A 24,035-nucleotide genomic window follows, 5' to 3' on the forward strand; every position below is an offset into this window, starting at 1 on the left:
GCCTCCGGCTCGGGAACCGGTTGCCATCAGCGTTGCCGCACTTCCCGAGGGGCGGCCCCGGCGGCGGTGAAATCGCCGTCCGGGGCGGAGGAATGGGGTCGGCGATGACGAGGAAGAGCACCACGGACACCGGGAACCGGCGCACGATCCGGGACGTGGCGGCGCGCGCGGGGGTGTCCGCGTCGACGGTGTCGCGGGTGCTCGGCGGTGAGTACCCGGTGAGCACGACGACGCGTACCCGGGTGATGCGGGCGGTCCACGAGCTGGACTATGTCGCCGACGCCCGCGCCAAGGCGATCGCGGGGGCCGGCACGCCGACGCTGGCGTTCGTCCTCGACGACATCACCGGGCCGTCGTTCACGCACATGGCGCACGGCGTGGAGCGCGAGGCGACGCGGCTCGGCCATCTGTGCCTGGTGTGCAGCACGGACGGCGACGCCGCACACCAACTGGAGTTCATCGACATGATGCGCGCCCAGCGGGCCGCCGCGGTGATCCTCGTCGGCGGAGCGGCCGACACCCCCGAGCACCGCGAGCGGATGGCCCGCATCGCCGACTCCCTCGCGTCGGCCGGGTCGCGGCTCGTCCTGTGCGGACGCCCGCCGCTCGCACCCGGGACGCCGGTCACGGTCATCGAGTACGACAACGAGGGCGGCGCCTACGCCCTGTGCGCGCACGTCCTCGCCCAGGGTCACCGGCGGGTGCTGTTCCTCGGCGGCAAGGCGGACAACACCACGGCCCGTGGCCGCGAACGCGGTTACCTCGCCGCCCATCACGACCGCGGCCTCGATCCCGACCCGGCGCTGCGCCTGTACGGCGACTTCACCCGCGACTCGGGCCACCGTCTGATGCGCTCCGCGCTGGAACAGGGCCTGGACTTCACCGCCGTGATCGCCTCCACCGACATGGTCGCCGCCGGCGCGCTGACCGCCCTCCACGAAGCGGGCCTGCGCGTCCCGGCCGACGTCTCCCTCGCCGGCTACGACGACATCCCCTTCGCCCGGGACCTCCACCCACCCCTCACGACGGTCCACGTCCCCTACGAGGAACTGGGCCGCCTCGCCGTCCGCACCGCCCTCGGACGCACTCCGGACGCCCCGAACGAACACCTTCTCCTGGGCACGCACGTCGTGGTGCGTGACTCCGTTGCGGCGCCGGCGGAGGGAAGGCGTTGAACGGGGCGGGCCGGGGCGGCGGCGGTCAGCTGGTGGCCCTGACCGCCTGTTCGATGAGACGGGTGGTGGCCTTCGGGTGGCTGATCATGGGGACGTGGGACGCACCCGGCACCTCGACGACGTGGGCGCCCGCCCGCTCGTAGAAGAAGCGCTCCAGGGCGGGGGGGATGGCCTTGTCCTCGGTGGCGACCATGCCCCAGGAGGGGATGGTGCGCCAGGCGGCGGCCTGGGTGACGTCCGTGAGGGAGGAGGCGCTGAAGGGCCGCTGGGTGGCCTGCATGAGCCGGGTGGTGGCGAGGGGCAGGTCGGCGGCGAACGCGGACCGGAACGCGTCCGCCCGCAGGTACAGGTCGGTTCCGGTGCTGCCGTCGGGGTTGGGGAAGGGGACTCCCTGGACGGAGTCGGCGATCAGGGAGCCGGGGTATTTGCCGAGCAGGACGCCGAGTTGCTCGCCCTTGTCGGGGGCGAACGCGGCGATGTAGACCAGCGCCTTGACGTTGGGGTTGCCGGCGGCGGCGTTGGTGATGACGGCGCCGCCGTAGGAGTGCCCGACCAGGACGATCGGGCCGCTGACCGAGGCGAGGACACTGGCGATGTAGGGGGCGTCCGTGGGCAGGCCGCGCAGCGGGTTGGCGGGAGCGATGGTCTCGTAGCCGTTGTGCTGGAGTCTGCTGATGACTCCGTTCCAGCCGGAGGCGTCGGCGAAGCCGCCGTGCACCAGCACGATCGTCGGCTTGGCCTTGGGCGTGCTGTCGTCGGCGACCGCGGCGGCGGAGCCGGCCGAGGTGAGGAACGTGGCCGTCGCTGCGGCCGCTCCGGTGGCGATCACTCTGCGGCGGGTGAACGAGGGGCGATCGGACATGCGGGAACTCCCTGGGCAGCGGACTGGGACGGGAATGTCACGTGCGGGCGGGGTGCCGCCTCCGCGAGGCGGCGGCACCCGCGGCTTCTAGGAGTTGCCGTTGAGGCCTTCGGCTGCCTGGGCGATCACGGCGGCGACCGTGGCCGGGCGGGAGACGTAGACGGCGTGGCTGCCCGGGGTCTCGGTGGTGGTCGCTCCGGTCCGCTCGGCCATGGCGCGCTGGGCGGGCGGCGGGATCATCCGGTCGTCGGCGGCGACCAGGTACCAGGCGGGCTTGGTCCCCCAGGCCGGTTCGGAGACCGCCCCTTCGAGCGCGGCGACGCCCCACGGGACCTGGGAGTCGGCCATGAACGCCGCCAGCTTCTCGGGCACGTCGGCGGCGAACGAGGCCGCGAACTTCTCCCGGTCGAGGAACAGGAACCCGTCCTTCGGCGGCAGGATCGGCGGGACCGGCGCGCCGGGCGGCGGGTCGGCGATCAGGGAGCTGACCGACTCGCCCTTGTCGGGGGCGAACGCGGCGATATAGGCGAGGGCGGCGACGTTCGGGTGGTTGCCGGCCTCGGTGATGACGACGCCGCCGTAGGAGTGGCCGACCAGAACGGCCGGGCCGTCGAGGCCGTCGAGGACCTGGTGGGTGGCGGCGACGTCACCGGCCAGCGACAGCGTCGGGTTCTGCACGACGGCCACCCGGTAGCCGTCGGCGGTCAGCTGCTCGTGGACGCCCTGCCAGCCCGATCCGTCCACGAATCCACCGTGCACCAGCACGATGTTCCTGATCGCAGTCATGGTCACTCCTGACCTGGAGGGACAGGCTGAGCGCCCGTCCGGTGCGGTCAAGTCAAGTGCTGAGGAAGCGGGCGGAACATGCAGAACAGCACGCAGAACTTCCGCGCACATCGGCTCGGGCCTGCCGGGCGGGTCAGGGTGCGGCGGTCGCCAGGTCGCGGCAGCGGCGGTGCGCCTCGGCGTCGCCGATCGCCTCGAACACCTCCGCCGTGCGCGCGTAGGTCCGGCGGCTCTCGTCGGTCCGGCCTTCCTCGGCCAGCAGGGCCGCGAGGGTCTCCAGAGCGAGGGCCCGCATGTAATTGGAATCGAACGACTCCATCGCCACTGTCGCCTCGGTGAGCGCGGTGATCGCTTCGGCGCGGCGGCCCAGCAGCCCCAGACACCCGCCGATATCAGCCAAGGTGTACGGCCGGAGGTGCGCCGCGATGCTCGGCGTCATCCCGGATTCGTCGTCGCCGGCCAAGGCGAACGCTTCGCGGTACCGCTCCAGCGCTTCCTCGTGGCGTCCGTCGTCACGAAGGCCGTTGCCGAGGTTGCTGAGGCTCGAATAGTACGAATCGGCGTCACCGAGGGACTTGAACATCTCCATCGCCCGCGACGCCGACACAACGGCTTCACCGCTCCTCCCGAGCTTGCGGAGCGCGATGGCGGTGTAGTGGTGCGACCAGGCGATCTGCACCGTGGCGCCGCTGCGGGTGGCGAGACCCAACGCCTCGGCCGCGGTCCGCAGCATGGTTTCCGGACTCCTCAGCGGGATCCCCTGCACCCAGGCCAGATAGTTCAGCTGGGTCGCGTGCTGGGCGAGATCGCCAAGGGCGGCTGCGGCCTCAGCGCCGAGGGTGAAGACCTCATGCCAGTGCGGGCCATGGACCCACCGGTCGGAGAACCAGTGCATCGACTCGGCACAGTCGAGGACGGCGGCGTGCTCACCCCTGCTCGCCGCGAACCGCATCGCGCCCAGCCAGTTGGCCACATTCACGCGCAGCCAGAGTTCGGCCTGCTCCGGTGCCGCGAGAACGGCGAGGTCGGCATCCGGTCGCTCGGGACGGCCGTAGGCGGGTTCGAACCACCGCCCGGCCGTCGTGGCCATCCGCAGCAGCCACGACGTCACCCTGCCGGTGAGCGCCGTGCGTTCGGCCGCGGGCTCGTCCTGCCGCAGCCGGTCGCGGGCGAAGAGCCGTACGAGGTCGTGGAAGCGGTACCGGCCCGAGGTGCTGTCCATCAACAGGCCGAGGTCGACGAGTTCGTCGAGCGCGTCCCAGGCGTCCTCGATCGATATCCCGCCGACAAGCGCCGCGAGGAGTGCGTCGAAGTCCCGGCCGGGCACCACGGCCAGCCGGCGGAAGACCCGCCGGGCCGACTCCGCCAGTTGGTCGTAGGACATCCCGAAGGCATTGGCGATCTTGAGGTCGCCGGCCTTGAACTGATCGAGACGTCGCTCCTCGTCCGACATCCGGGCGGCGAGTTCGACGGCGCTCCATCCGGGCCGGCTGGCCAGCCGGTTTCCGATGATGCGCACCGCCAGCGGCAGCCCTCCGCACAACTGCGCGAGGTGGGCGAGCGCCGGCTCCCCGTCGGACGCGGAACGCTCGCCCACGATCCCGGTCAGCAACTGCGTGGCTTCCGCCGGCGGCAGCGGTCCCAGGACGAGCCGGCGTACACCCTCGAGGCCGGCGAGCAACCGCCGGCTGGTGACCAGAACCCTGCCCGCGCCCTCTCCCGGCAGCAGCGGGCGGACCTGGTCCTCGGACGCGGCGTTGTCGAGCACGACCAGGACACGCCTGTCCCGCAGCAGCGAGCGGTACAAGGAGGCCCGCCCCTGGGTGTCGGCGGGTATCTGCTGATCCGCGACACCGAGCGCACCGATGACCAGCCCCAGGGCGTCGTCGACGGCGAGCGGCCGCTGAGACATGCCGAACAGATCGAGAAAGAACACTCCGTCGGGAAAGCCCGGCCGCAACGCGTGGGCGGAGCGGACCGCGAAGGTCGTCTTGCCCAGCCCCGCGGAGCCGGTGACGAGTCCCACCACCGGGGCACCCGGGGCGTGTTCGGCGTGGACGAGGTCTTCGATCCAGGCCAGTTCCGCGGCCCGGCCGATGAAGTCGTCGACGGACCGGGGCAGTTCACACAGCCCGGACGGACGCGTCCAGTGATCCCGCAGACGGCCGTCCCGGGCCAGCTCGATGAGCTGTTTGCGCGCGTCGCCCTCCAGCGCGAGCGCGTCCGCCACAGCGGCAACGGTCCGGTGCTGGGGCCCTTTGCTTCGGCCCCGCTCCATGTCCGACAGCGTTCGGGCACTGACGCCTGAGGCTTCGGCGAGCTGCTCCAGGGTCAGCCGCCCCGCGCGCCGGTGACGGCGCAGCAACTCCGCGAGACTCAAACGCTCGGCGATGAGGCCACTCCCCCTCGGCGACATCGGGACTCGGCCCGCTCGGATCGGCTGCCAGCCTACTCGGGCGGCCAGGGCACGCGGAGTGTCCGAACGCGTCCGACGCCCCGGCCGGGTGCACGCGACGTCAACTCCCGTACGCGCGTTGCCGGATGAGACTCGGTCTCGGCGTCCCACAGCGCGAGTTCGCGGTCGCGCGGCCCGAGGACGGTGTGCGGGTCTCCGGCGCCGAAGACCCGGACCGGGTGCTTGGCGTCCCAGGCGGCCCAGCCCGGATCGCCTTCGACCGCGAACCGCACCCACGCCGCGTGCATCTGGTCGGCGAGTTCCTGCGGTGCACCCGGACCCGCGAGCTGCGCAGACTCCGGTACGTCGGGGGTGTCGAAGACGAAGCCGAGCTCCAGGGCGTGACAGGCGCCGAGGTCGGGCACGTTCGATGGCCAGGCGAACTCGTATACGTACGCGGGGAGTTCGGAGGTCCGGGAGTCCGCGAGGCGGTGCAGCGGTACGCGCAGGAGATGGTCGGTGACCAGCTGGCCGACCAGGTCGGCGGTGCCCGCGTCCGGATGGATCGCGCGGTAGCCGCGGGGCACCTCGTGGCTGCAGTGGCAGCGGGCCATCGCGCCGGCCAGGGCGACCGGGCCCAGCCGGTCGACGCGCTCCAGGAGGCCGCCCGGCACCAGCCACAGCCGGTACTCCTCGCTGGTCCAGCCGAGGAGCAGGCCGACGCCGGGCGCGGCGCCGCCCTCGACCAGTGCCTCCAGCGGATCACGCGGGACGAGGTCGCCGTCGACGACGATGCCGAACGCGGGCCCGCCGACGACGGGGCTGCTGAGCTTGCCCACGTCGGCCTGGGTGCGCAGCAGCAGGTCGCGGTCGACGGCGGCGAACGCCTCCGCCGTCGCGGGGATCTTCAGCCGGGCGGCCATCCTGCGCACCATCCGGCGCACCTTGTCGCGGTCGCTCGCCTCGGGCGCCCCGCTCTGCAGGACGGCCCGGTGGAAGAGCCCCTCGGCGCGCGGGCTGGCCAGCAGCGCCCCGATGCTGATGGCTCCGGCCGACTCGCCGAAGACGGTCACCCGGTCGGGGTCGCCGCCGAACTCCGCAATCGACTCGCGCACCCATTCCAGGGCGGCGAGCTGGTCGCGGAGCCCCGGGTTGGCGGGCGCGTCCGGGAAGAGCCCGTAACCCTCCACTCCCAGGCGGTAGTTGACCGAGACGAGGACGACGCCGTCGCGGGCGAAGTTGCGTCCGTCGTAGACGGGCACCGCCGAGGAGCCGCGGGTCAGCGCCCCGCCGTGGATCCACACCATGACGGGGAGCTTGGCGCCGGGGCCCGGCTCCGGCGTCCACACGTTCAGGTTGAGACAGTCGTCGCCCGGCACGACGGGGTCGGCGAGGAGCCGCGCGAACGCCTCGGAGTACGGCGGCTTGGGCGGCGTGGGCCCGAAGGCACCCGCGTCCCGCACACCGTCCCAGGGCTCGGGCGGCACCGGTGGCCTGAAGCGGAGCGGGCCGAACGGCGGAGCCGCGTACGGGATGCCGCGGAAGACGGCGATCCCGTGCTCGTATCTGCCTCGTACGTCCCCGTGTGGCGTCCTGACCACGGGATCCGTCGACTCTGCCGCCGCTGCCGTCATACGCCCACCAGCTCCTCGCCGCCCGCGAACCATTGACCTCAGATCATCACATCACCTTCCGGTATTCCCGCGGACGTCCCTATTTGGCGTACATCACCGTGCCGAAGCCGAGCTGGTCGAAGCCTCCGCTGGTCGTGCCGTAGTCACCGCCGCCGCCCTCGGGCCGGACGCTCTCGGCCATGGCCTGGATGTACGGGACGGACAGCCCGCGCCGGCGGGCGTAGTGGTAGTAGAGGATGTCCCAGACCGGCCGTACCTGACCGCGGCTCCCGGAGGAGATCGCGGTGTGCGACTGCTGGGCGCAGCTCTGGCCCGTGCCCCAGGTGTACGTCGTGAAGGGCACGTCCTGTCCGAGGTTGTACTTGGCGACGTACTGGGCGGCCTTCATGAACCGGTTGCTGTCGTAGCCGTACAGGTCCTCGCCCTGGGACCAGGCCATCTCGCAGAAGGCGCCCATCTGCCCCATGCCCATCATGGTGTGCCCCTGGTCGCGGCCCGACTCCTGCCACTGCGCGAGGCCCTGGCTGTCGTACAGGAAGGGGACGGCGTGGGTGATGGAGCCGTTGCCCGCGCCGGTCTTGAAGTAGTTGACCGCCTGGTCGTACTTGGCCGCGTCGTCGCAGAGGATGCCGATGGCCAGGATCGAGTTCATGTTGCACAGGTCCCAGTTGGCCCAGTAGTTGGTGATGCAGGCGTCGTTGTGCCCGGTGAGGAACTGGTTGCTGAGCGGGTAGAAGACGTTGACCATCATCGTCTTGAACCGCGCGAGGTCGAATCCGCTGTAGCCGCGCATGAGTTCGGCGGCGTTGGCGAACTGGTAGCCGTAGATCCCGGCGGCCAGGAAGCGGTCCGCGTTGCCTGTGACGGTGGTGAGTGTGGCCGACCAGGCGTTGAGGATCCTGACGGCCGCGTCGCCGTTCGCGGTCGTCCCCGCGATCTTCCAGCGCAGGGCGTTCTGGTAGGCGGCGTGGATGTCGTTGTAGAGGATGCCGTAGTTCTCGCCGGTGCCGCCGCGGATGATCGTGGCCCGCGGGTTGGGGTTCCAGGTGCTCGCCGAGTGGCCGTTGGCGGTGAGGCGGTTCCAGCCGGAGAGCCACGGGTCGTCGCCCGCGGCGACCCGCACCTTGGCACGGTTGAGTTCTCCGGAGGCGTGCAGCATTCCGGGGTGGGTGAAGGTCGCGGGTGCGGCCTGTGCGGCGGTGCCTGCCGAGGCGCCGACGGCGAGGGCGGCCGTGAGACCACCCGCCGTCTTCAGCAGACCGCGACGGCTCAACTCTCTTGACGGGCCTTGCTCGTGGGGGTTGGTGCGGCTCAGGACTGTGCGGCTCATGGCTGTGTGTCTCCAATCCAGTGGGGTGGATCTACTTGGGGATGGGTCTCCTAGGGGGGTCGGAACTCGGATTCACCGAGTCGCCGCTTCGGCGCTCGTGATGAACTTGAGGGCCTTCACGTGCTCGTTGGCGTACATCGGCACGTAGTCCGAGGTGACGAACCAGCTCGGCTTGCTCATCGAGTCGGCGATCACCGTGCCGTTGACGACGAGGTTCTCGAAGGTGATGTTCTGGATCAGGTGGTCCTGGTCGTAGCCGATCAGCAGCGCGGTGCCGGCGTGGGTGCCGGTGTAGCTGAGGTCCTTGATGTGGACGCCGTCGATGCCGCGGCCCGCCGAGGTGTTGTACTTCTCGTTGAACATGATCCGCATGTTGACGAGTTGGCCCTCGCGGAAGTCCTCCACGCGCATGCCGTCGACGCGGACGTTCCTGATGAGGTTGCCGTCACCGGGGTTGAGGGCGAGGACGCCCTGGTAGAGGATCTGCGGTTCGCGGTGGTCGCAGACGTCGATGTTCTGGAAGGTCAGGTTCTCCAGGACCTCGGGGGCGTCGGTGTTGCCGTGGGTGCCGACGTTGATGGGGTGCGCGACGTCCGCCCAGAGGGTGGAGTTCCTGACCGTGATGTCTCGGGTGTCGCCGTAGTACTCCCAGCGGTGGGTGTAGATGGCGATGCAGTCGTCGGCATTGCGCATGAAGACGCCGTCGATGGTGACGTCGCTGCTGGAGAAGATGTCGATGCCGTCGCCCCAGGCCTTGGAGCTGAAGGAGCCGAGGCCTGTGATGGTGACGCTCTCGGACTCGGCGACCGTGACCGCGTAGCCGTCGGGGTTGAGCATCGTCACCGTGCCGATGGATATGTTCCGCGAGCCCTCGACGGTGCAGCCGCCGCCGGGTGACGCCCAGATCACTCCGCGCCCGGCGAGCCCCGCGTTCTCCACGTCCTTGAAGTACACGCGGGACTTGAGCACCGCGCCGCCGTCGAGGTAGACGGTCCTGCCCGAGGGGACGGTCACGACGCCGCCTTCGGTGGTGTGCAGGCCGGGGCCGAAGTAGAGGACGTCCGGGTCGTCGGGCGCGGGGCGGTCGGTCTCCAGGGGGCGGGCGAACAGGTGCAGCGCGTCGAAGACCTCGTCGTTGACCTGGACGACGAGGTTGCGCGGCTCGGTGAGCTCGAACCGCACGGTGTCGGCGCTCAGTTCGGGCTCGATGCCGTAGGAGTCGGGACGGATCCGGGCCTTCCGCACGCCGCCCTTCACGTAGGTGACCTCGACCTCGACGGTGTCCGCGAAGTCGAAGAACGCGAGGGAGGAGTTCTGGATCTGCCCGGCGCCGGTGGCGGTGCTGATGAGGTTGAGGGTGGCCAGGTAGGTGCCGAGCCGCTGCCAACTGCCGCCGGGTGTACGGACCTTGACCGTGTAGCTCGCGTTGGTCGGGGCGCCGTCGGGGACGGGGTAGGTCACGAGCCCGGGGGTGCCTTCGGCTTCGGCCGCCTGGGCGGTCGTGTCGGTGGCACCGGCGGCCTGAAGGGTCGTACGACGAGACATGGACATCCTCAATTCCAGGGCTCCTGGGAACCGCTACAGCTGATCGCGCAGTTCGAACCAGTCGAAGTCCGCGGAGACCCGGGTCCCGCCCAGGTCCTGGACGCAGACCCCGACGAACGCTCCGGTGAAACGCAGCCGGCTCCCGTAGTCGTCGGAGAGCTTGCTCGCGTCCAGGGCCGGGCCCACCTGCTGCCAGTCCGTCCCGTCGGGCGAGGCGGAGAAGCGGAGGTCCGCGCCGTCGAAGCGGGCCCGGAGATGCACCAACGGCCAGTCGTCCGTGGAGAGTTCACTGCCCGGAAGCTCGCGGTAGGTGCCGTCGTCGGTGAGGACCACGCCCAGCGTCCGGCCCACGCCCTCGACGTGCGTAAGGCGCAGGTAGTAGTGGGTGGAGGTGTCGTACCAGCAGACCAGGCCCGCGAGTTGGCTGAAGTGCGCGGGACGGAAGTCGACGACCGTCGTCGCCTCGCAGCGCACCGAGGTGAGCGGCCGTGCGACCAGACTCTGGTCGAAGCGCGAGTGCAGGCTCTGTCTGCCGCGCAGCCGCAGGTACCCCGGCCGCTCGGCGAGCGTGAGCCAGTCCGGGGCGGCGGGCACTCGCAACGTGCTCCAACCCCCGTCCAGTACGGGCCCGTTGAACTCGTCGCGTACGGCGGCCGGCTCGGCGGCCCCCGGCTCCACCCCTGGGGGCGCCGGAACCTCCACACTCGGCCTCCGCCCCCCGTCCGCCAGCCGCAGCCACCCCTCCTGCGTCCAGGCCACCCGCTGGAGGCAGGCCTCCCGGCCCAGGACGCAGCGCGGCCCGTCGTCGGTCCGTACGGGGCGTGAGGCCAGGTGGGCGAGGTACCACTCCCCCTGCGGGGTCTGGACGAGTTCGCCGTGCCCCGCTTTCTGCAACGGCCACTCGGGGGCGTCGCGGGTGGTCAACAGCGAGCCGCCCGGGTCGAGTTCGTACGGCCCTGCCAGCTCGCGCGAGCGCGCCATCACGATGCCGTGGTTCCAGCCCGTGCCGCCCTCCGCGAGCATCAGGTAGTACCAGCCCTCGCGCCGGTAGACGTTGGGGCCCTCGATCAGCTCCTCCTGCGTAAGGATCGTGCGGGGCTGCCCGATCAGGGCCTGCTTCCCGGCGTCGTACTCCTGGAGCAGGATCCCGGCGAAGGAGGGATGTCCGTCGCGCGGGTCCCACTGGATGTTGAGCAGCCAGCTGCGGCCGTCCTCGTCGTGGAAGAAGGACGGGTCGAAACCGGAGGAGTTGAGGAAGACCGGCTCCGACCACGGGCCTTCGATCGCGGGGGCGGTGATCAGGTAGTTGTCGACGTCCTTGTAGGGGTGCCCGATCGTGCGCACGATGCTGTAGACCAGCCAGAACCTGCCGTCGTGGTACGACAGCGAGGGCGCCCACACTCCGGCCGAGTCGGCGACTCCGCGCAGGTCGAGCAGGTCGGCGCGGTCCAGGATGTGACCGGCCGGTTCCCAGTGGGCGAGATCGGTCGAGCGGTGCACGGGCACGCCCGGGAACCATTCGAAGGTGGAGGTGGCGAGGAAGTACTCCGCGCCGACGCGCACGATGCTCGGATCCGGGTGGAAGCCCGGCAGCACGGGGTTGCGGATGTGGGCCGCGGTCATGCGGCCCTACCTTCTTGAGTGCGTCCCGTGAGTTCGCGACTCTGGGATGGCGCGAGCGGGGCAGGGATGGTTTTCATGCTGGCTGCCGTCCATGGCTCGGGTGGCTGATCCCCCTGCTCCGCCACTTCTTCCGAACTGCTGATTAGGCTCTGCGGACCATCGCTTGGTAGGGCGAGGACGGGCGGAAGGAGTCGCGCCGCACGCCCGTCAGCGAGGGGAACACCGCCATGAGCGCAAGCGCCGGATTCGACATCGCCAAGGACTTCCACTGGCTCGCCGTCATCGACGACCGCGGCCATCTGCTGCTCAGCCACCGGGTCGGCAACGACCCCGACGCCATCGAGGAGGCCCTTGGCGAACTCAGGGCCCTCGCCGCCGAACACGACAACATCACGGTCGGGCTGGACATCATCGGCGGCATCGCCGCCCTGCTCACCGCCACGCTGCTGATCGACGGCTTCCCCTGCGTCCACGTGCCGGGCCTGGCCGTCAACCGGGCCCGCCAGGCCACCCGCGGCGGACAGAACAATTCCGACCCCCGCGACGCCAAAGTCATCGCCGAGCAGGTCATGTTCCGCACCGACCTGCGCCGCATCGAGCTGCCCGACGACCGGGCGGCGGAACTGCGGCTGCTGGCCGGCCACCGCACCGCCCTGGTCAAGGAGGCCACCGCCCGCACCGCGCGGATGCGGGACCTCCTCACCGGCATCCACCCCGGCCTGGAACGCGTCATCGATGCCACCACCCGCAGCGGGCTGATCCTGCTCGGCCACTACGTCACTCCGGCTGAAATCCGCCGGGCCGGGCCCACCCGCATCGCCGACTACCTGCGCAAACGCGGCGTCAGGCAACCGGCTCTGACCAGCCTGGCCGACGCCGCCCATGCCGCTGCCCGCGCCCAGCACACCAGCCTGCCCGGCGAGCGTCGCACCGCGACGCTCATCCGCGAACTGGCCGCCGAACTCCTCGCCGGAAAAGACCGGCTGAAAACCCTGGACGCCGAGATCGCGCGCCTGGTGGCCGGCCACCCTGACGGAGCCCTCATCCAGAGCCTGCCCGGGATGGGGGCCACCCTGACCGCCGAACTGATCGCCTGCGTCGGCGACATACACCGCTTCGACAGCGGCGACGCACTCGCCGCCGCGGCCGGCGTGGCCCCGGTCCTCACCCAGTCCGGCAGAATCCGCTACTCGCGCAGCGCGACCGGCGGCGACAAGGCCCTCAAACGGGTCTTCTACCAGGCCGCGTTCTGCTCCATCCAGCGTGACCCCGCCTCGCGGGCCTTCTACGACCGCAAACGAGCCGAGGGCAAACGGCACCACCAGGCCCTGATCGCCCTGGCCCGCCGCAAGGTCAACGTCCTCTACGCGATCCTGCGCGACCGCCACCCCTACCAGGCCCGGCCACCGCTCCGTCTCATCGCTTGACAACAGCATTAGGCAGCCACCCGTGTCCCTTGGCTGGTTCGGTACTTCACGCCCTCACCCCTCTGTTTCGGCGTTCGGCCATTCCGCGATTGGGCACGCGCGTTCGGCCCGCATGCCCAGCCCGCGTGTTCGGCATTTCGAAAGTTTCAATGTTCGGGGAATTCCGTGAATCCCCGCTTCTTCACGCCGTGTTGAGGCGGGCCTAATGTAGAAAGCGGTTGCTACGCGGTCAATGTTTCGGTCGCGTGAGCAGCCGTATTCGAAACTTTCGATGCCCCTCGGGGCCGGAGCGGCGGCCCTCGGGCGGGCCGGAGGGGTGGACTCCATGGTCCGTACGGGAAGCGTGAGCGGGCCGACGCTGGCGGTCGTCGCCCGGGAGGCGGGGGTGTCCGTGCCGACGGCGTCGAAGGTGGTCAACGGCCGGGAGGACGTGGCGCCGGAGACACGCCGCCGGGTGACGGAGGCCCTCGACCGCCTCGGCTACGTCCGCAGACCCCGCTTCGAGGCGTCGAAGGCACCGGGTCTGGTCGACCTGGTGGTGCACTCCCTCGAAAGCTCCTGGTCGGGCGCGGTGCTGCACGGCGTGGAGGGGGCGGCGCACGACGCGGGCCTTGAGGTGGTGGTCTCGGCCGGGCTGACCCGGACCAGGGGCGGGCGCCCCGAGCGCGGCTGGCTGGACAAGCTCACCACCCGGGGCTCCTCAGGGGTGTTGTTCAACCTGGCCGAGCTGACTCCGTCGCAGTACGCCTGGCTCGACCAGCACCGCATTCCCTTCGTGATGATCGACCCGGTCCACGAACCGCCGCCGGGGGTCGTGTCGGTGGGTGCGGCGAACTGGCAGGGCGGCCTGCTGGCGACGGAGCATCTCCTCTCCCTCGGCCATGAGCGCATCGCCGTCATCGGTGGCTACCGCCGCAAGATCTGCAGCAGCGACCGCATCGCCGGCTATCGCTCCGCCCTCGCGTCGGCCGGGATCCGCCACCGCCCCGAATACATCCGTTACGGCAGCTTCGACGAAACCGTCGCCCACTGCCGCATGCTGGAGCTCCTCGACCTCCCCGAACCGCCCACCGCCGCGTTCGTCTGCTCCGACAAGATGGCCCTCGGCGCCTACCAGGCCCTGGCCGAGCGGAAGTTGAGCGTCCCGGACGACTTCAGCGTGGTCGGCTTCGACGACCTCCCCGAGTCCCGCTGGGCCACCCCCGCACTCACCACCGTGCGCCAACCACTCTCCGAGATGGCCGCGACGGCACTGCGCCTCCTGGTCCGACTGATGGCGGGCGACCAGCCGGAGGGCACCCGCACGGAGCTATCGACGCGGCTGGTGGAGCGGTCGAGCACGGGTCCCGGGCCGGTGGCCTGAACGGCAGCTGCCCTGATGACGCCGCCGAGCAGGTGCGCGCAGGAGTCCGGGTCCTCGTAGGCCACATTGGACCGTCACCGCCAGCACCATCGCGTATCTCCTAGTGGAGGACTGCGGATCCGCTTACGACTACAGCGGACAGGCCATCACCTGACCGCCGGCCCGCACGGCGTTGGACACGGATCGGATCATGGCGAAGGCTGTTGTCCAGCTTGGATGTCTTGAGATTGATTGCTGACGTTGTTGCGGACTTTGCGGGCTTTGCGGGTGTCGGGGTGGTCGGGGCCGAGGACGCGTTCGCAGGCGGTCAGAACCTGCTTGGCGAGTTGGAGAGCTTCTTGGGTGCGCCCGACATCGTTGTAGGAGGTGGCGAGGTTCCGGCCGGCTTCGAGGGTGTCGGGGTGGTCGGTGCCGAGGATGCGTTCGCAGGCGGTCAGAACCTGCTTGGCGAGTTGGAGAGCTTCTTGGGTGCGCCCGGCGTTGTTGTAGGAGGTGGCGAGGTTCCGGCCGGCTTCGAGGGTGTAGGGGTGATCGGGGCCGAGGACGCGTTCGCAGGCGGTCAGGGCTTGCTTGGCGAGTTGGAGAGCTTCTTGGGTGCGCCCGACATCGTTGTAGCGGATGACAAGGGTGTTGCGAGTTCTGAGGGTGAAAGGGTGGTCGGGGCCAAGGACGCGCTCATGGTCGGTCAGGACCTGCTTGGCGAGTTGGAGAGCTTCTTGGGTGCGCCCGACATCGTTGTAGTAGTTGGTGAGATTGTTGCGGGCGGTAAGGACGGCGGGGTGGTCGGGGCCAAGGTTGCGCTCGTAGCCGGCTAGAACCTGTTCGCACAGGTCGAAGGCTTCCTGAGTGCGCCCGGTGGCGCGGTAGACCACGGCTAGATTGTGGCGCGCAGAGACCGTACCGAAGTGGTCGGGACCGAGGCTGCGCTCATAGTCGGCTAGGACCTGCTCGGCGAGTTCGAGGGCTTTCTGAGGGTGCCCGGCCTCGCGGTAGAACATCGCGACGTTACTGCGAGCGGAGAGAGCAGCAGGGTGGTCGGGGCCGAGGCTGCGCTCGCGGTCGATCAGGACCTGCTCGGCGAGTTCGAGGGCCTCTTGGTTGCGCCCGGCATCGCTGTAGGAGGTGGCGAGGCTGTTGCGGGCCGTGAGGGTAGCGGTGTGGTCCGGGCCGAGGATTTCGACGCTGCGCTGAACGGTTGTCAGGTCGTACTCCAGCGCCTCGTTGTAGAGGCCAGCTGCTCTCAGGCTGGCGCTGACCTTGTAGATGCACGCGTGGGTTGTGGGCTGCCACAAGGCTGGGCGCGTGTGCATGTCGAGTTGCACGCTGTTGGCGCGCAGGGCTGCCGACAATTCCCTGTCGTGGTGGTCAAGGGCGGGCCAGAGACTCATGATCGCCTCTGCCGCGGCGCGGGCGGTCGCGGGCAGCGGCTGAGGCTGGGGGGTCTCACGTAGGGCACGGGCAGTCAGCGCGTGCATCCGGATGGGGGCCGTGTCAGTGTCCTGGGCGATGAGTGCGTAATTGCGGAGGCATTCGAGTGCGGCACGAACCTCTGCCTCGGTGACCGCTGGCTGATGGCGGCGCAGCCAGCGGCGACGGCCAGGTCGTGCGTTGCGCAGGTGCTGCAGTGCGGGGGCTGTGGTCCACAGGGCGGCAGGATGACCGATCGGGTCCATGAGGGAGATGAACTCCAGCAGCGGCCGGGCGAGACGGGTGCTGTCGGCGTCCTCGACAGCAGGGAGGGAGAGGAGGAGCGCAGTTGTGACCGGGCGGCCGTAACCTTCGGTGTCGGCGTTTTCTGGCAGCAGGTCGCTCAACGTGCTTCCAGTGTCGCGGCAGAGCGTCAGGTAGTCGCCGGTCGTGCACCGTTTGTTGATGGTGTAGGCAGCGGCGTGGCCGAGGGCCAGCGGGAGATAGCCGAGCTCCATGGCGAGCTGCTCGGCATCGTCGGTGTCGTAGAGGTGAGGGTGGCCCGCGTCGGTGAGGCGTCGGCGGAGGTAAGCACGGGCCTCCTCCGGGGTATAGAGGTCCAGATGGATCAGTTTGCGGCCCTGGCCGCTGAGTAGGGCGTCGTGGCGCCTAGTGGTGGCCAGGACCCAGCCGTTGCGGTGACCGCCGTCCGGCCACCACGCATCGACCGCTTCCGGATCTGTGATGTCGTCCAGCACGACCAGCCACCGCCGCTCGGTGACCGCCAGCCAGGCCAGGAACGCATCCGCCGCGGCCGCGTTGTCTTCCAAGACGCCGCTCTGAAGTCCCAGTTGCTCAGCAGCCTTCGCGTAGGCGGCGATGATCTGGTCGGGTTCGGTCGCGTTCACCCAGACCAGCAGATCCAGACCGTCCCCGCCAGAGTCTTCCCGGTCGCGAAGTTCCCGTGCGAGAGAGGCCGCGAGCTGGCTCTTCCCCACCCCACCATCACCCGCCAGAACCTGAGAAAGGATCACGCCGCTCCCGTCGGCGCGGGCATCGTCGACCGCTTCACGGGTTGCGGCGCGTGACTGGAAGGCCGCGGCCAGCCGCGGGACCCTTCCCACCCACACCGGCCACTCCACCTCCTGCCCAGCCTTAGGCCCTGGCATGGACGGCATCTGGATATGCAGATCCCCTGCAACCTGGGTGACGTCCCCCTGCGCCCGCACGCCCTGCTGCGTACGGCGCCGTCCAGGTCGCTCCACCATGGCCAGTCCTCGTCTCAAGCTCGGCTGCCGCCCACTTGGTCGACATCGCCGTTACCGTCACCGCGCGCCTTCTGTCGCACGTCCTCCCACACCGGACCACGCCTCGACCGGGCCCCCGCACCGTGGTCACCGCCCGTCTGCGTGATGCGTCCCCGCCCACGCGCCGCCTGGCGCACCCGACGGCGTGTCACGGAACCGCTCGCCGGAGAAGTGCCGGCTTGGGATGCCCACCAGCCCAGCGCGGCGAGGACACCCGCCGAGGTCACACCCGCCACCGGACCGATCACATCCCATGGATCATCGCCCCCGTCAGAAAGCACAGCCCAGGGAACCGCAACAACGAAAAACGCCACGACCGAACCAGCTACTGTCACAAGCCACCGCATCACAGTTTGAGCCTGCATACCCCGCCCCCGACGCACACTGTCAACACACTCTGTAACAAACCCTGTTCGCACGCAATGTCTCCAGCAAGGACCGGAGACGGGATACGTCGTTCGTAGGCGATGGTCCTCCGTAGTCGGCGGGTTCTCTGTCACCAGACCAGGCCGCGAACGACCTTGATAACGTACGTCTGAGGGAAGAGCACCCGGCTGGTGTTGGCTCAGCTCGCTTCCGCTCATCATTGCCTCCGATGATCCGACGGCGGCAACTAGAGCGTGTCTCTTTGATGGGCCGGTCAGTTGATCGGATGTGCCTGTCCGTTTGGTGATCACTGATGCGATGTGGGACGGGATCGAGCCGTTGATGCCGGCTAATCCGGTCCGTGGGAGGCGGTGGGCTTACCACCGGCGCACTCTGGAAGCCATCGCGTGGAAGTACCGCCCGCACCTGTTCGCCCTGGCGGGACCTGCCGGACAAGCTCGGCTCGTTCTAGACCGCCCACAAACGGCTGATCAGGTGGGCCGTGGAGGCGCTTGGGATCGGATATTTGCTGCGGTCCTGGCAGCGGCTGACGCCGGCGACGACATCGGCTGGACTGTGTCAGTGGACTCCACCGTCTGCCGGTCCCACCAGCATGCCGCCGGGGCTCGGAAAAGGGGGCTCCTGGCCGTTCCGAACCAGACGATCACGGGCTCGGACGCTCCCGCGGCGGCCTGAGCACAAAAGTCCATCTTGCCAGCGACAGCCAAGCGCGACCCCTGGCCCTCCGCGTATCCCCAGGTCAGACGGGTGACGCACCAGGCTTTGAGGCTGTCATGGCAAGCATCCGTGTTCCGCGAAGCGGGCCGGGAAGACCAAGGACCCGGCCGGAGGCCGTCCTGGCGGATCGCGCGTATTCGTCCCACGCCATCCGTGGGCGTCCCCGTCGGCGCGGGATCCGAGCCGTCACTCCGCAGCCGTCCGACCAGGTCAGTCACCGTTTGCGGCGAGGTCGCGCCGGAGGTCGCCCGCCGACCTTCGACACCGAGGCATACAAGCAGCGCAACGCGGTTGAGCGGTGCATCAACAGGCTCAAGCAGTGACGCGGGTTGGCCCTGCGCACCGACAAACTAGCCATTGCCTACCAGGCCGCATTCCACCTCGCAACCATCCTAAATTTCGCAAGGCGCTGACTGCTGCTGAACGCACTTGCTGGCGTTCGCCCGGATATCGTGCACCAGAACGAGTAACCAGGAGGACAGGTGGCGAGCCGAACCGATGTCGAGGCGCTGCAGCGGATCCTGCACAACGAATGGGGTGCGGACGAGCAAGTGGACTGGACGGCAGTCGAAGCCCACCTGAGCACTTCACTGCCTGCCGACTATCGCGACTTCATGGCTGGCTACGGTGGCGGCAGCATCGATGACCTGATCGTTCTCCCGCCTCTGCCGACCGAGAGCGGCTGGCAGGCATCGATCACTGGTCACACAGCGGAGTTCCGCGAACTGTGGGCCGTGGAGGGCGGCGTACCTGGGATTCAACTGGGTGCTGACCAAGTCCTGCCCTGGGGCAGCGGATGCAACGCAAACGAACTGGGCTGGCTGATGGCCGGACCGAACCCGGACCAATGGCCTGTGATCGTCTGGAGGAGGCACAGCAATCCCCACTGGGCCCTGTTCGACTGCGGCATGGCCGAGTTCCTCCGGCGGCTCATGACCGCCGAATTCGACGAGTGCCCCCTTAGTGACCTCTCGTTGTGGGGACGAGTGGGCGTCTTCGTCCACCACGAGGAGCAGGAACGCCGGTTCCACGCGGGCCTGGACCCCATGACCGGCGAACCAAACCCCTACGCGGACATGTTCGACTGAAAGACAGCAACACCTTCGATCAAAGAGACAGGTTCTAGGCGACGGCGCGGGACCTCTGAGCCTCCTCCCGGTGAGTCAGACCAGCGATTGCCCACCGTACAGTTGTGGATACAGCTCGCCCGGCCCCCCGGGCAGCGCGGCCTGAACCTGCTTGCTGACCTCGTCGGCGAGCACCTCGTGGAGTCCGGCCTCGACACCGGCGAGCGCCGCCCGGGCGACATCGCCTGGATCTGCCTTCGGACCGCTCACCATCGCAGCCATTTCGGTCGCCAGGTAGCCGACATGCAGTGCGGTGACCTGCGTGCCCTGTTCCGCGAGGGCGACCCGCAGGGCGTTGGTCACCGACCATTCGGCGGACTTGGCTGCGGCATATCCGGCACTGACGGGGATCGACACCCATGACAGCACGGAGAGAACGTTGACCAGGGCGCCGCCGCCATTGCGTCCGAGTACGGGGGCGAAAGCCCTGCTGGCCGCCCGGACCGACTCGTGGTCCGTGATGTCGACGGCCACCGGGACGGCTCCCGGCACCGTGACCTTTGCGGGGTCGCGGGCTCCCGCGTAGACCTTGGCCGCTCCAGCCTCGAAAAGGGCCTTGACGAATTGCTCTCCGAGCCCTCGATTGGCGCCCGTGACGAATGCAACGGACCCGTCGATCTTCATGGGAAACCTTTCCCGCAGGGCGTACGAAAGGCTGCGGACCACTCTGTCCGCGATGCTCCACGCGATTTTTCCAACCTTTCCGAACCTACCTCGCACGGCTGTCCACCACCACCCGGGATCTGTTGCCCGGGCGACCAGGCAGTGGTGGGATGGATGTGCTCTCGTATCGTCTACTCCGGAATACGGAGACACGTATGACCACTTATCGAGCGGCGCAGGTCATCACCCCGAACGGGCGTTTCGAGATAGTCGAGCGCGAGGTGCAACACCCAGGTCCAAGGCATGTGCGAGTGGCCGTCGAGGCGTGCGGGATCTGCCACAGCGACGATGTGTTCGTGAGCGGCGGTTTGCCCGGGGTGCGGTTCCCGCTGGTTCCGGGCCATGAGATCGCCGGGCGTATCGAAGAACTCGGCGAAGGAGCCGAGAGCAACAATTGGAACGTGGGGGACCGCGTGACCGTGGGGTGGTTCGGAGGAAGTTGCGGACACTGCATCCCTTGCAGGCAGGGCGACTTCATAGTCTGCGACAACCTCAAGATTCCCGGCTGGGCATACGACGGGGGCTACGCGGAAAGCATGATCGCGCCGATTGACGCCCTGGCGCGGATTCCCGAGGCCCTTTCGGCGACCGACGCGGGCCCCATGTCCTGCGCGGGAGTCACGACCTACAACGGGCTGCGACGGAGCTCCGCCCGTCCCGGAGATCTGGTGGCGGTCCTGGGCATCGGTGGGCTCGGCCACCTGGGTGTGCAGTATGCAGTGGCCATGGGTTTCGAAACCGTGGCGATCGCCCGCGGGTCCGAGAAGGCCGACACCGCCAAGAACCTCGGGGCCCATCACTACATCGACAGCACGGGCGTGACCTCAGTCGCGGAGGCCCTGCAGTCGCTGGGAGGCGCGAAGACCGTACTGGCCACCGCCGGCAGCTCCGAGGCCATCGCGGCAACCGTCGAGGGCCTGACGCACCGTGGTGAACTCATTGTCATCGGGGTTTCGCCCGACACCCTCGGCATCAGCCCGCTTCAGCTCATCCTGCGGGGCCGGATCCTTCGAGGGCACCCGTCCGGTACCGCTCAGGACGTGCAGGACACCATGGCGTTCAGCGCCCTGCACGGTATCCGTCCCATCGTCGAGACGATGCCGCTGAGTGAGACCGACGCGGCCTACCGGAAGATGCTCGACGGCTCCGCTCGCTTCCGCATGGTGCTGACCGCAGGCTGACCTGCGCGGGGACGCCGCTCAACCGCTGGTCCCCACCTCGTTGTTGGGCGCCCCGTCCCCGACCGGCGGCAGGTCGCCGCGCTCCACCGGTTCGGTGGCGGCCGCCGGTGCGGACGGCAGGAGGGCGGTGAGTTCGGCGGCGTCGGGGCGGTGGGCTCCGAGGGCGGCCTCGTGCAGGATGTCGCGCTTCACCGTGGCCGTGTCGCCGACGACGCGGATCACGTGCCCGTCGCCCGGCACCAAGTAGTCGTGCTGCCCGCCGGAACTGCGGTACCAGGCCTTGCCGTCGCGCGTGCAGGTGACGGTCTCGCCGGACGCCTCACCGACCGGCTGCTTCGGGCAGCTGTCGGCGGTCACCGTGCCCCGGTCCACGTACAGGTGGATCTGGGCACCGGTCTTCTGCGACCAGTACGCGCTGGAGAAGCCGTCGTTCCCGTACACGCCGACCGACTGCTGGGCGACGGTGAAGCCGGGCGCCTCGATGACGTAGACGAGCTCCGGGGCGACGCCCAACGCCCGGGCACGGGCGCTGAGTTCGGCCGGGTCGGCGGCTGCCCCGGCCTTCTCGTCACCGCACGCGGCGAGCAGCATGGGCAGGAGCAGCAACGGCAGCGCGCGTACGGCACGGGCGGGCACGGAACGGATCATGCGCCCATCCTGCCGCACAGGTGTTCCACATGCCTCGCATAGAGAGAGGCAGTCCAAGCGCTTCGCGTGTGAACGCGGCCAACAACACCGTTTGTTGGGTCGGTTCGGCCCCGGCACGCACACCGACCCCGCAACAATGCGTGCATGTCCGACGACTGGCAGCGACAGATCCAGGCCCTCCATGAGGAGTTGATCCACCGCGACGACCCCGCCGCCTGGGTGCGGGAGGCCGACGCGATGGAGGCCTCCCGGCGCTATCCCCATCTCGCGCTGCGCGGGCCGGTGTTCGGGGTCGCGGTGCGTGACCCGGCGGCGGGGCCGGGGTGGCGCCTGCTGAAGCCGGTGGTGGACGGGATGCCGCAAGTGGCCCGGGACGGGCTGAACTCGCATCTGTGGTTCACCGCGAAGGACGACACCGACGACCCGGCGGTACGGCGGGAACTGCTGGCGGCGGTGGCTGCGTTGGAGCGGGATCCGGTCGACGAGGTGGAGGCCTGCGGGGTGCGCTACCGGGTGGTGCGCGGGGACGAGTTCGCGCGCGTCGGGGACGACGGTCTGGAGCCGCCCCGGCCCACCGACCCGGAGCCGGTGGAGCGGCCGTGGGACCGGCAGGCGCGCGACACACCGTCCCCGGACGTCGGTTTCGCCCTCGATCCGGACCACGCGGACGGCCCGGCCGCCGGTGCGCTGAAACTGGGGCTGCGGGACTTCGCGTACACGGGCTCCCGCTTCCCCGCCGACGTACGCGCGGACTCCCGGCGGGCGGCGGCCACCCATCCGAACATCATCCTGTTGCCCACCGGCTTCAGCCTGGCCGAACGCGGCGAACACGGCTGGCGCCCGAGCGGGGCCCTGATGGCCACCCCGCACGACGCCCGGCGCATGTTCTACGACGCCATGGCCGAGATGTGGGCACGGCTCCACCAGTTCGACGACGCCAAGCAGGCCAGGTACGCGAAGGCGGCCGAGGAGTACCGTGCGCTCGGCCGCGCCGACGAGTTCCGCGTCGACGACCGCGTCTTCCGGATCTGCCGCGTCGAACGCATGCTCCGTACGGGCCCCGACGGCCCGGAGTCCCCGCGCCCCTCGGACGTCGACGAGTACGGCCCCACGAAGATCCACCCGACGATGGACGAGACCGGCGCCCTGACCCATGAGTGACGGCGAGTCACACGGACCTTAGGGCCTGTCTGACAATTCCCGTCTGCCTCGGGAATTGTCAGACAGGCCCTGGACGAGTCACGGTTCGCTCGGCCCCTGATCCAGCCGGTACGGCGGATAGACGTCCGTCAGCAGTGCCGCGTACGCCATGACGCGGACCACCCAGCGGTGCAGCCCGATGTTGAGGTCGTACATGCCGCGCGGATAGCGGCCGGTGAACAGGAGTGAGACGCCCGCGTAGAGGGCCAGCAGGCCCGCCAGTCCGCCCGCGAAGCGGAAGCCGCCCGCGAGAATGGCGGCCACGAAGAGCTGCGGCAGCACCAGGAGCCACCACTTGACGAGCACGAGGCCGCGGGAGAGCTGTTCGGCGCGGACCACGTCCAGGTGGGCGGGATAGTCGGGCACGTCCGCGAGCGTGAAGGGCGGATAGCGGTCCGTGCCGAGCGAGCCGTACGCGTAGTACGCCACCCGCCAGGTCCAGCGCAGCACACCGACGTTGAAGTCGAACAGGGCGCGCGGATAGCCGCCGGTGATCAGGATCGCGAAGAAGGCGATCACGGTGACGACCAGGAAGGCGATCCAGAGGAGGACGAGGGCGATGTAGTGCGGAATCGCGAGCAGCCATTTGACCAGCCAGAGCCAGCGGGACAGGGCCGGGTCGTACTCCGACTCCAAGGTGACCGGACTCTTGGGGTAGTCGCTCAACGCGGTGGTCACGTGGGACATGCCATTCCCTCTCTCCCCCGCAGACGCGGAGCAGATCCGTCCGCTTTCACCGTATACGGGCCTTTCTTCCGTGTACAGCCGAGTGGCGAGCCCCGCAAGGTGCCTGGCCCGGACCGTGTCCGATTCCTTCAAGACCAGCCGCCGACGGCCTGCCTACCGTGGCCGTATGACTCCACGATTCGATGTGATCGGCCTCGTCGTCTCCGACATGGCTGCCTCCCTGGCCTTCTACCGTCGCCTCGGGCTCGTCTTCCCCGAGGGGTCCGAGGATCAGCCGCACGTCGAGGCCGAACTGCCCGGCGGGCTGCGCCTCGCGCTCGACACCGAGGAGACGATCCGTTCATTCCACACCGGTTGGCGGCCCCCGGCCGGCGGCGGCCGGGTCTCGCTCGCCTTCCTCTGCGACAGTCCGGCGGAGGTCGACTCCGTGTACGACACCCTGGTCGGCGCCGGTCATGAGGGCGAACTCAAGCCGTGGGACGCCTTCTGGGGCATGCGGTACGCGGTCGTGAAGGACCCGGACGGCAACGGCGTGGACCTGTTCGCGCGACTGCCGGAAGCCAAGTAGGCC

General features: G+C 69.4%; 18 protein-coding genes and 1 pseudogene. 8 read left to right on the forward strand and 11 right to left on the reverse strand.

Going from position 1 to position 24,035, the window contains the following annotated elements; genetic code table 11:
• Positions 1-104 precede the first annotated feature (104 nt).
• Positions 105-1,175, forward strand: coding sequence for a LacI family DNA-binding transcriptional regulator (locus tag OG266_RS09770; RefSeq protein ID WP_371544656.1), 1,071 nt, complete (start codon positions 105-107; stop codon positions 1,173-1,175).
• A gap of 25 nt (positions 1,176-1,200) precedes the next feature.
• Here OG266_RS09770 and OG266_RS09775 read toward each other — a convergent pair whose 3' ends face one another.
• From OG266_RS09775 to OG266_RS09805, 7 genes are all read right to left on the reverse strand, one after another.
• Positions 1,201-2,037, reverse strand: a complete 837-nt coding sequence (locus tag OG266_RS09775) for an alpha/beta fold hydrolase (RefSeq protein WP_371544658.1) — start codon at positions 2,035-2,037, stop codon at positions 1,201-1,203.
• Positions 2,038-2,124: 87 nt separating this feature from the next.
• Entirely contained in the window at positions 2,125-2,823 is a 699-nt protein-coding gene (locus OG266_RS09780; protein WP_371544660.1) for an alpha/beta fold hydrolase, read from the reverse strand.
• Between the two features lie 133 nt (positions 2,824-2,956).
• The gene (locus OG266_RS09785) at positions 2,957-5,239 is read right to left on the reverse strand and encodes a helix-turn-helix domain-containing protein (protein WP_371544663.1); all 2,283 of its coding nucleotides are present in this window, start codon (positions 5,237-5,239) and stop codon (positions 2,957-2,959) included.
• 32 nt (positions 5,240-5,271) lie between these two features.
• A complete protein-coding gene (locus tag OG266_RS09790; protein ID WP_371544665.1) occupies positions 5,272-6,852 on the reverse strand; it encodes a carboxylesterase/lipase family protein in 1,581 nt (526 codons plus the stop codon).
• A gap of 79 nt (positions 6,853-6,931) precedes the next feature.
• Positions 6,932-8,182, reverse strand: coding sequence for an alginate lyase family protein (locus OG266_RS09795; protein ID WP_371544668.1), 1,251 nt, complete (start codon positions 8,180-8,182; stop codon positions 6,932-6,934).
• 72 nt (positions 8,183-8,254) lie between these two features.
• Positions 8,255-9,727 carry a glycosyl hydrolase family 28 protein gene (locus OG266_RS09800; protein ID WP_371544670.1) on the reverse strand — a complete coding sequence of 491 codons (1,473 nt, stop codon included), beginning with the start codon at positions 9,725-9,727 and terminating at the stop codon, positions 8,255-8,257.
• A gap of 33 nt (positions 9,728-9,760) precedes the next feature.
• On the reverse strand, positions 9,761-11,350 hold the full coding sequence (locus tag OG266_RS09805; RefSeq protein WP_371544673.1) for a glycoside hydrolase family 43 protein: 1,590 nt from the start codon (positions 11,348-11,350) through the stop codon (positions 9,761-9,763).
• Positions 11,351-11,577: 227 nt separating this feature from the next.
• Between OG266_RS09805 and OG266_RS09810 the strand changes: the two genes are divergently transcribed.
• Together OG266_RS09810 and OG266_RS09815 are read left to right on the forward strand one after the other, a co-directional pair.
• Positions 11,578-12,777 (forward strand): IS110 family transposase, encoded by a 1,200-nt coding sequence (locus OG266_RS09810; RefSeq protein ID WP_371544676.1) that lies wholly within the window; start codon positions 11,578-11,580, stop codon positions 12,775-12,777.
• 325 nt (positions 12,778-13,102) lie between these two features.
• The gene (locus tag OG266_RS09815) at positions 13,103-14,140 is read left to right on the forward strand and encodes a LacI family DNA-binding transcriptional regulator (RefSeq protein WP_266475027.1); all 1,038 of its coding nucleotides are present in this window, start codon (positions 13,103-13,105) and stop codon (positions 14,138-14,140) included.
• 188 nt (positions 14,141-14,328) lie between these two features.
• On the opposite strand, the gene OG266_RS09820 is transcribed toward OG266_RS09815, so the two are convergent.
• On the reverse strand, positions 14,329-16,815 hold the full coding sequence (locus OG266_RS09820) for a tetratricopeptide repeat protein (RefSeq protein WP_371544678.1): 2,487 nt from the start codon (positions 16,813-16,815) through the stop codon (positions 14,329-14,331).
• Positions 16,816-17,508: 693 nt separating this feature from the next.
• Here OG266_RS09820 and OG266_RS09825 point away from each other — a divergent pair.
• Together OG266_RS09825 and OG266_RS09830 are read left to right on the forward strand one after the other, a co-directional pair.
• Positions 17,509-18,371 (forward strand): annotated as a pseudogene (locus OG266_RS09825) (IS5 family transposase).
• 69 nt (positions 18,372-18,440) lie between these two features.
• Positions 18,441-19,046 (forward strand): SMI1/KNR4 family protein, encoded by a 606-nt coding sequence (locus OG266_RS09830; protein ID WP_371544681.1) that lies wholly within the window; start codon positions 18,441-18,443, stop codon positions 19,044-19,046.
• A gap of 75 nt (positions 19,047-19,121) precedes the next feature.
• Here the strand turns inward: OG266_RS09830 and OG266_RS09835 are convergent, their stop codons facing one another.
• The gene (locus OG266_RS09835; protein ID WP_371544684.1) at positions 19,122-19,709 is read right to left on the reverse strand and encodes an SDR family NAD(P)-dependent oxidoreductase; all 588 of its coding nucleotides are present in this window, start codon (positions 19,707-19,709) and stop codon (positions 19,122-19,124) included.
• Positions 19,710-19,903: 194 nt separating this feature from the next.
• Here OG266_RS09835 and OG266_RS09840 point away from each other — a divergent pair, with 194 nt between their 5' ends.
• Positions 19,904-20,929, forward strand: a complete 1,026-nt coding sequence (locus OG266_RS09840; protein WP_371544686.1) for an alcohol dehydrogenase — start codon at positions 19,904-19,906, stop codon at positions 20,927-20,929.
• Positions 20,930-20,947: 18 nt separating this feature from the next.
• On the opposite strand, the gene OG266_RS09845 is transcribed toward OG266_RS09840, so the two are convergent.
• Positions 20,948-21,577 carry a hypothetical protein gene (locus OG266_RS09845; RefSeq protein WP_371544689.1) on the reverse strand — a complete coding sequence of 210 codons (630 nt, stop codon included), beginning with the start codon at positions 21,575-21,577 and terminating at the stop codon, positions 20,948-20,950.
• Between the two features lie 144 nt (positions 21,578-21,721).
• Here OG266_RS09845 and OG266_RS09850 point away from each other — a divergent pair, with 144 nt between their 5' ends.
• A complete protein-coding gene (locus OG266_RS09850) occupies positions 21,722-22,738 on the forward strand; it encodes a DUF5954 family protein (protein WP_371544691.1) in 1,017 nt (338 codons plus the stop codon).
• 78 nt (positions 22,739-22,816) lie between these two features.
• Here OG266_RS09850 and OG266_RS09855 read toward each other — a convergent pair whose 3' ends face one another.
• On the reverse strand, positions 22,817-23,464 hold the full coding sequence (locus OG266_RS09855) for a DUF4389 domain-containing protein (RefSeq protein WP_266473962.1): 648 nt from the start codon (positions 23,462-23,464) through the stop codon (positions 22,817-22,819).
• A gap of 166 nt (positions 23,465-23,630) precedes the next feature.
• On the opposite strand from OG266_RS09855, the gene OG266_RS09860 reads away from it, so the two are divergent.
• A complete protein-coding gene (locus OG266_RS09860; protein ID WP_266473963.1) occupies positions 23,631-24,032 on the forward strand; it encodes a VOC family protein in 402 nt (133 codons plus the stop codon).
• Positions 24,033-24,035: the final 3 nt, after the last annotated feature.

Source organism: Streptomyces sp. NBC_00554, from assembly GCF_041431135.1.
GTDB lineage: Bacteria > Actinomycetota > Actinomycetes > Streptomycetales > Streptomycetaceae > Streptomyces.

Coding starts and splice junctions, on each gene's coding strand:
- OG266_RS09770 (WP_371544656.1), top strand. CDS start 105: ATGACGAGGAAGAGCACCACGGACACCGGGAACCGGCGCACGATCCGG.
- OG266_RS09775 (WP_371544658.1), bottom strand. CDS start 2,037: ATGTCCGATCGCCCCTCGTTCACCCGCCGCAGAGTGATCGCCACCGGA.
- OG266_RS09780 (WP_371544660.1), bottom strand. CDS start 2,823: ATGACTGCGATCAGGAACATCGTGCTGGTGCACGGTGGATTCGTGGAC.
- OG266_RS09785 (WP_371544663.1), bottom strand. CDS start 5,239: ATGTCGCCGAGGGGGAGTGGCCTCATCGCCGAGCGTTTGAGTCTCGCG.
- OG266_RS09790 (WP_371544665.1), bottom strand. CDS start 6,852: ATGACGGCAGCGGCGGCAGAGTCGACGGATCCCGTGGTCAGGACGCCA.
- OG266_RS09795 (WP_371544668.1), bottom strand. CDS start 8,182: ATGAGCCGCACAGTCCTGAGCCGCACCAACCCCCACGAGCAAGGCCCG.
- OG266_RS09800 (WP_371544670.1), bottom strand. CDS start 9,727: ATGTCTCGTCGTACGACCCTTCAGGCCGCCGGTGCCACCGACACGACC.
- OG266_RS09805 (WP_371544673.1), bottom strand. CDS start 11,350: ATGACCGCGGCCCACATCCGCAACCCCGTGCTGCCGGGCTTCCACCCG.
- OG266_RS09810 (WP_371544676.1), top strand. CDS start 11,578: ATGAGCGCAAGCGCCGGATTCGACATCGCCAAGGACTTCCACTGGCTC.
- OG266_RS09815 (WP_266475027.1), top strand. CDS start 13,103: ATGGTCCGTACGGGAAGCGTGAGCGGGCCGACGCTGGCGGTCGTCGCC.
- OG266_RS09820 (WP_371544678.1), bottom strand. CDS start 16,815: ATGGTGGAGCGACCTGGACGGCGCCGTACGCAGCAGGGCGTGCGGGCG.
- OG266_RS09835 (WP_371544684.1), bottom strand. CDS start 19,709: ATGAAGATCGACGGGTCCGTTGCATTCGTCACGGGCGCCAATCGAGGG.
- OG266_RS09840 (WP_371544686.1), top strand. CDS start 19,904: ATGACCACTTATCGAGCGGCGCAGGTCATCACCCCGAACGGGCGTTTC.
- OG266_RS09845 (WP_371544689.1), bottom strand. CDS start 21,577: ATGATCCGTTCCGTGCCCGCCCGTGCCGTACGCGCGCTGCCGTTGCTG.
- OG266_RS09850 (WP_371544691.1), top strand. CDS start 21,722: ATGTCCGACGACTGGCAGCGACAGATCCAGGCCCTCCATGAGGAGTTG.
- OG266_RS09855 (WP_266473962.1), bottom strand. CDS start 23,464: ATGTCCCACGTGACCACCGCGTTGAGCGACTACCCCAAGAGTCCGGTC.
- OG266_RS09860 (WP_266473963.1), top strand. CDS start 23,631: ATGACTCCACGATTCGATGTGATCGGCCTCGTCGTCTCCGACATGGCT.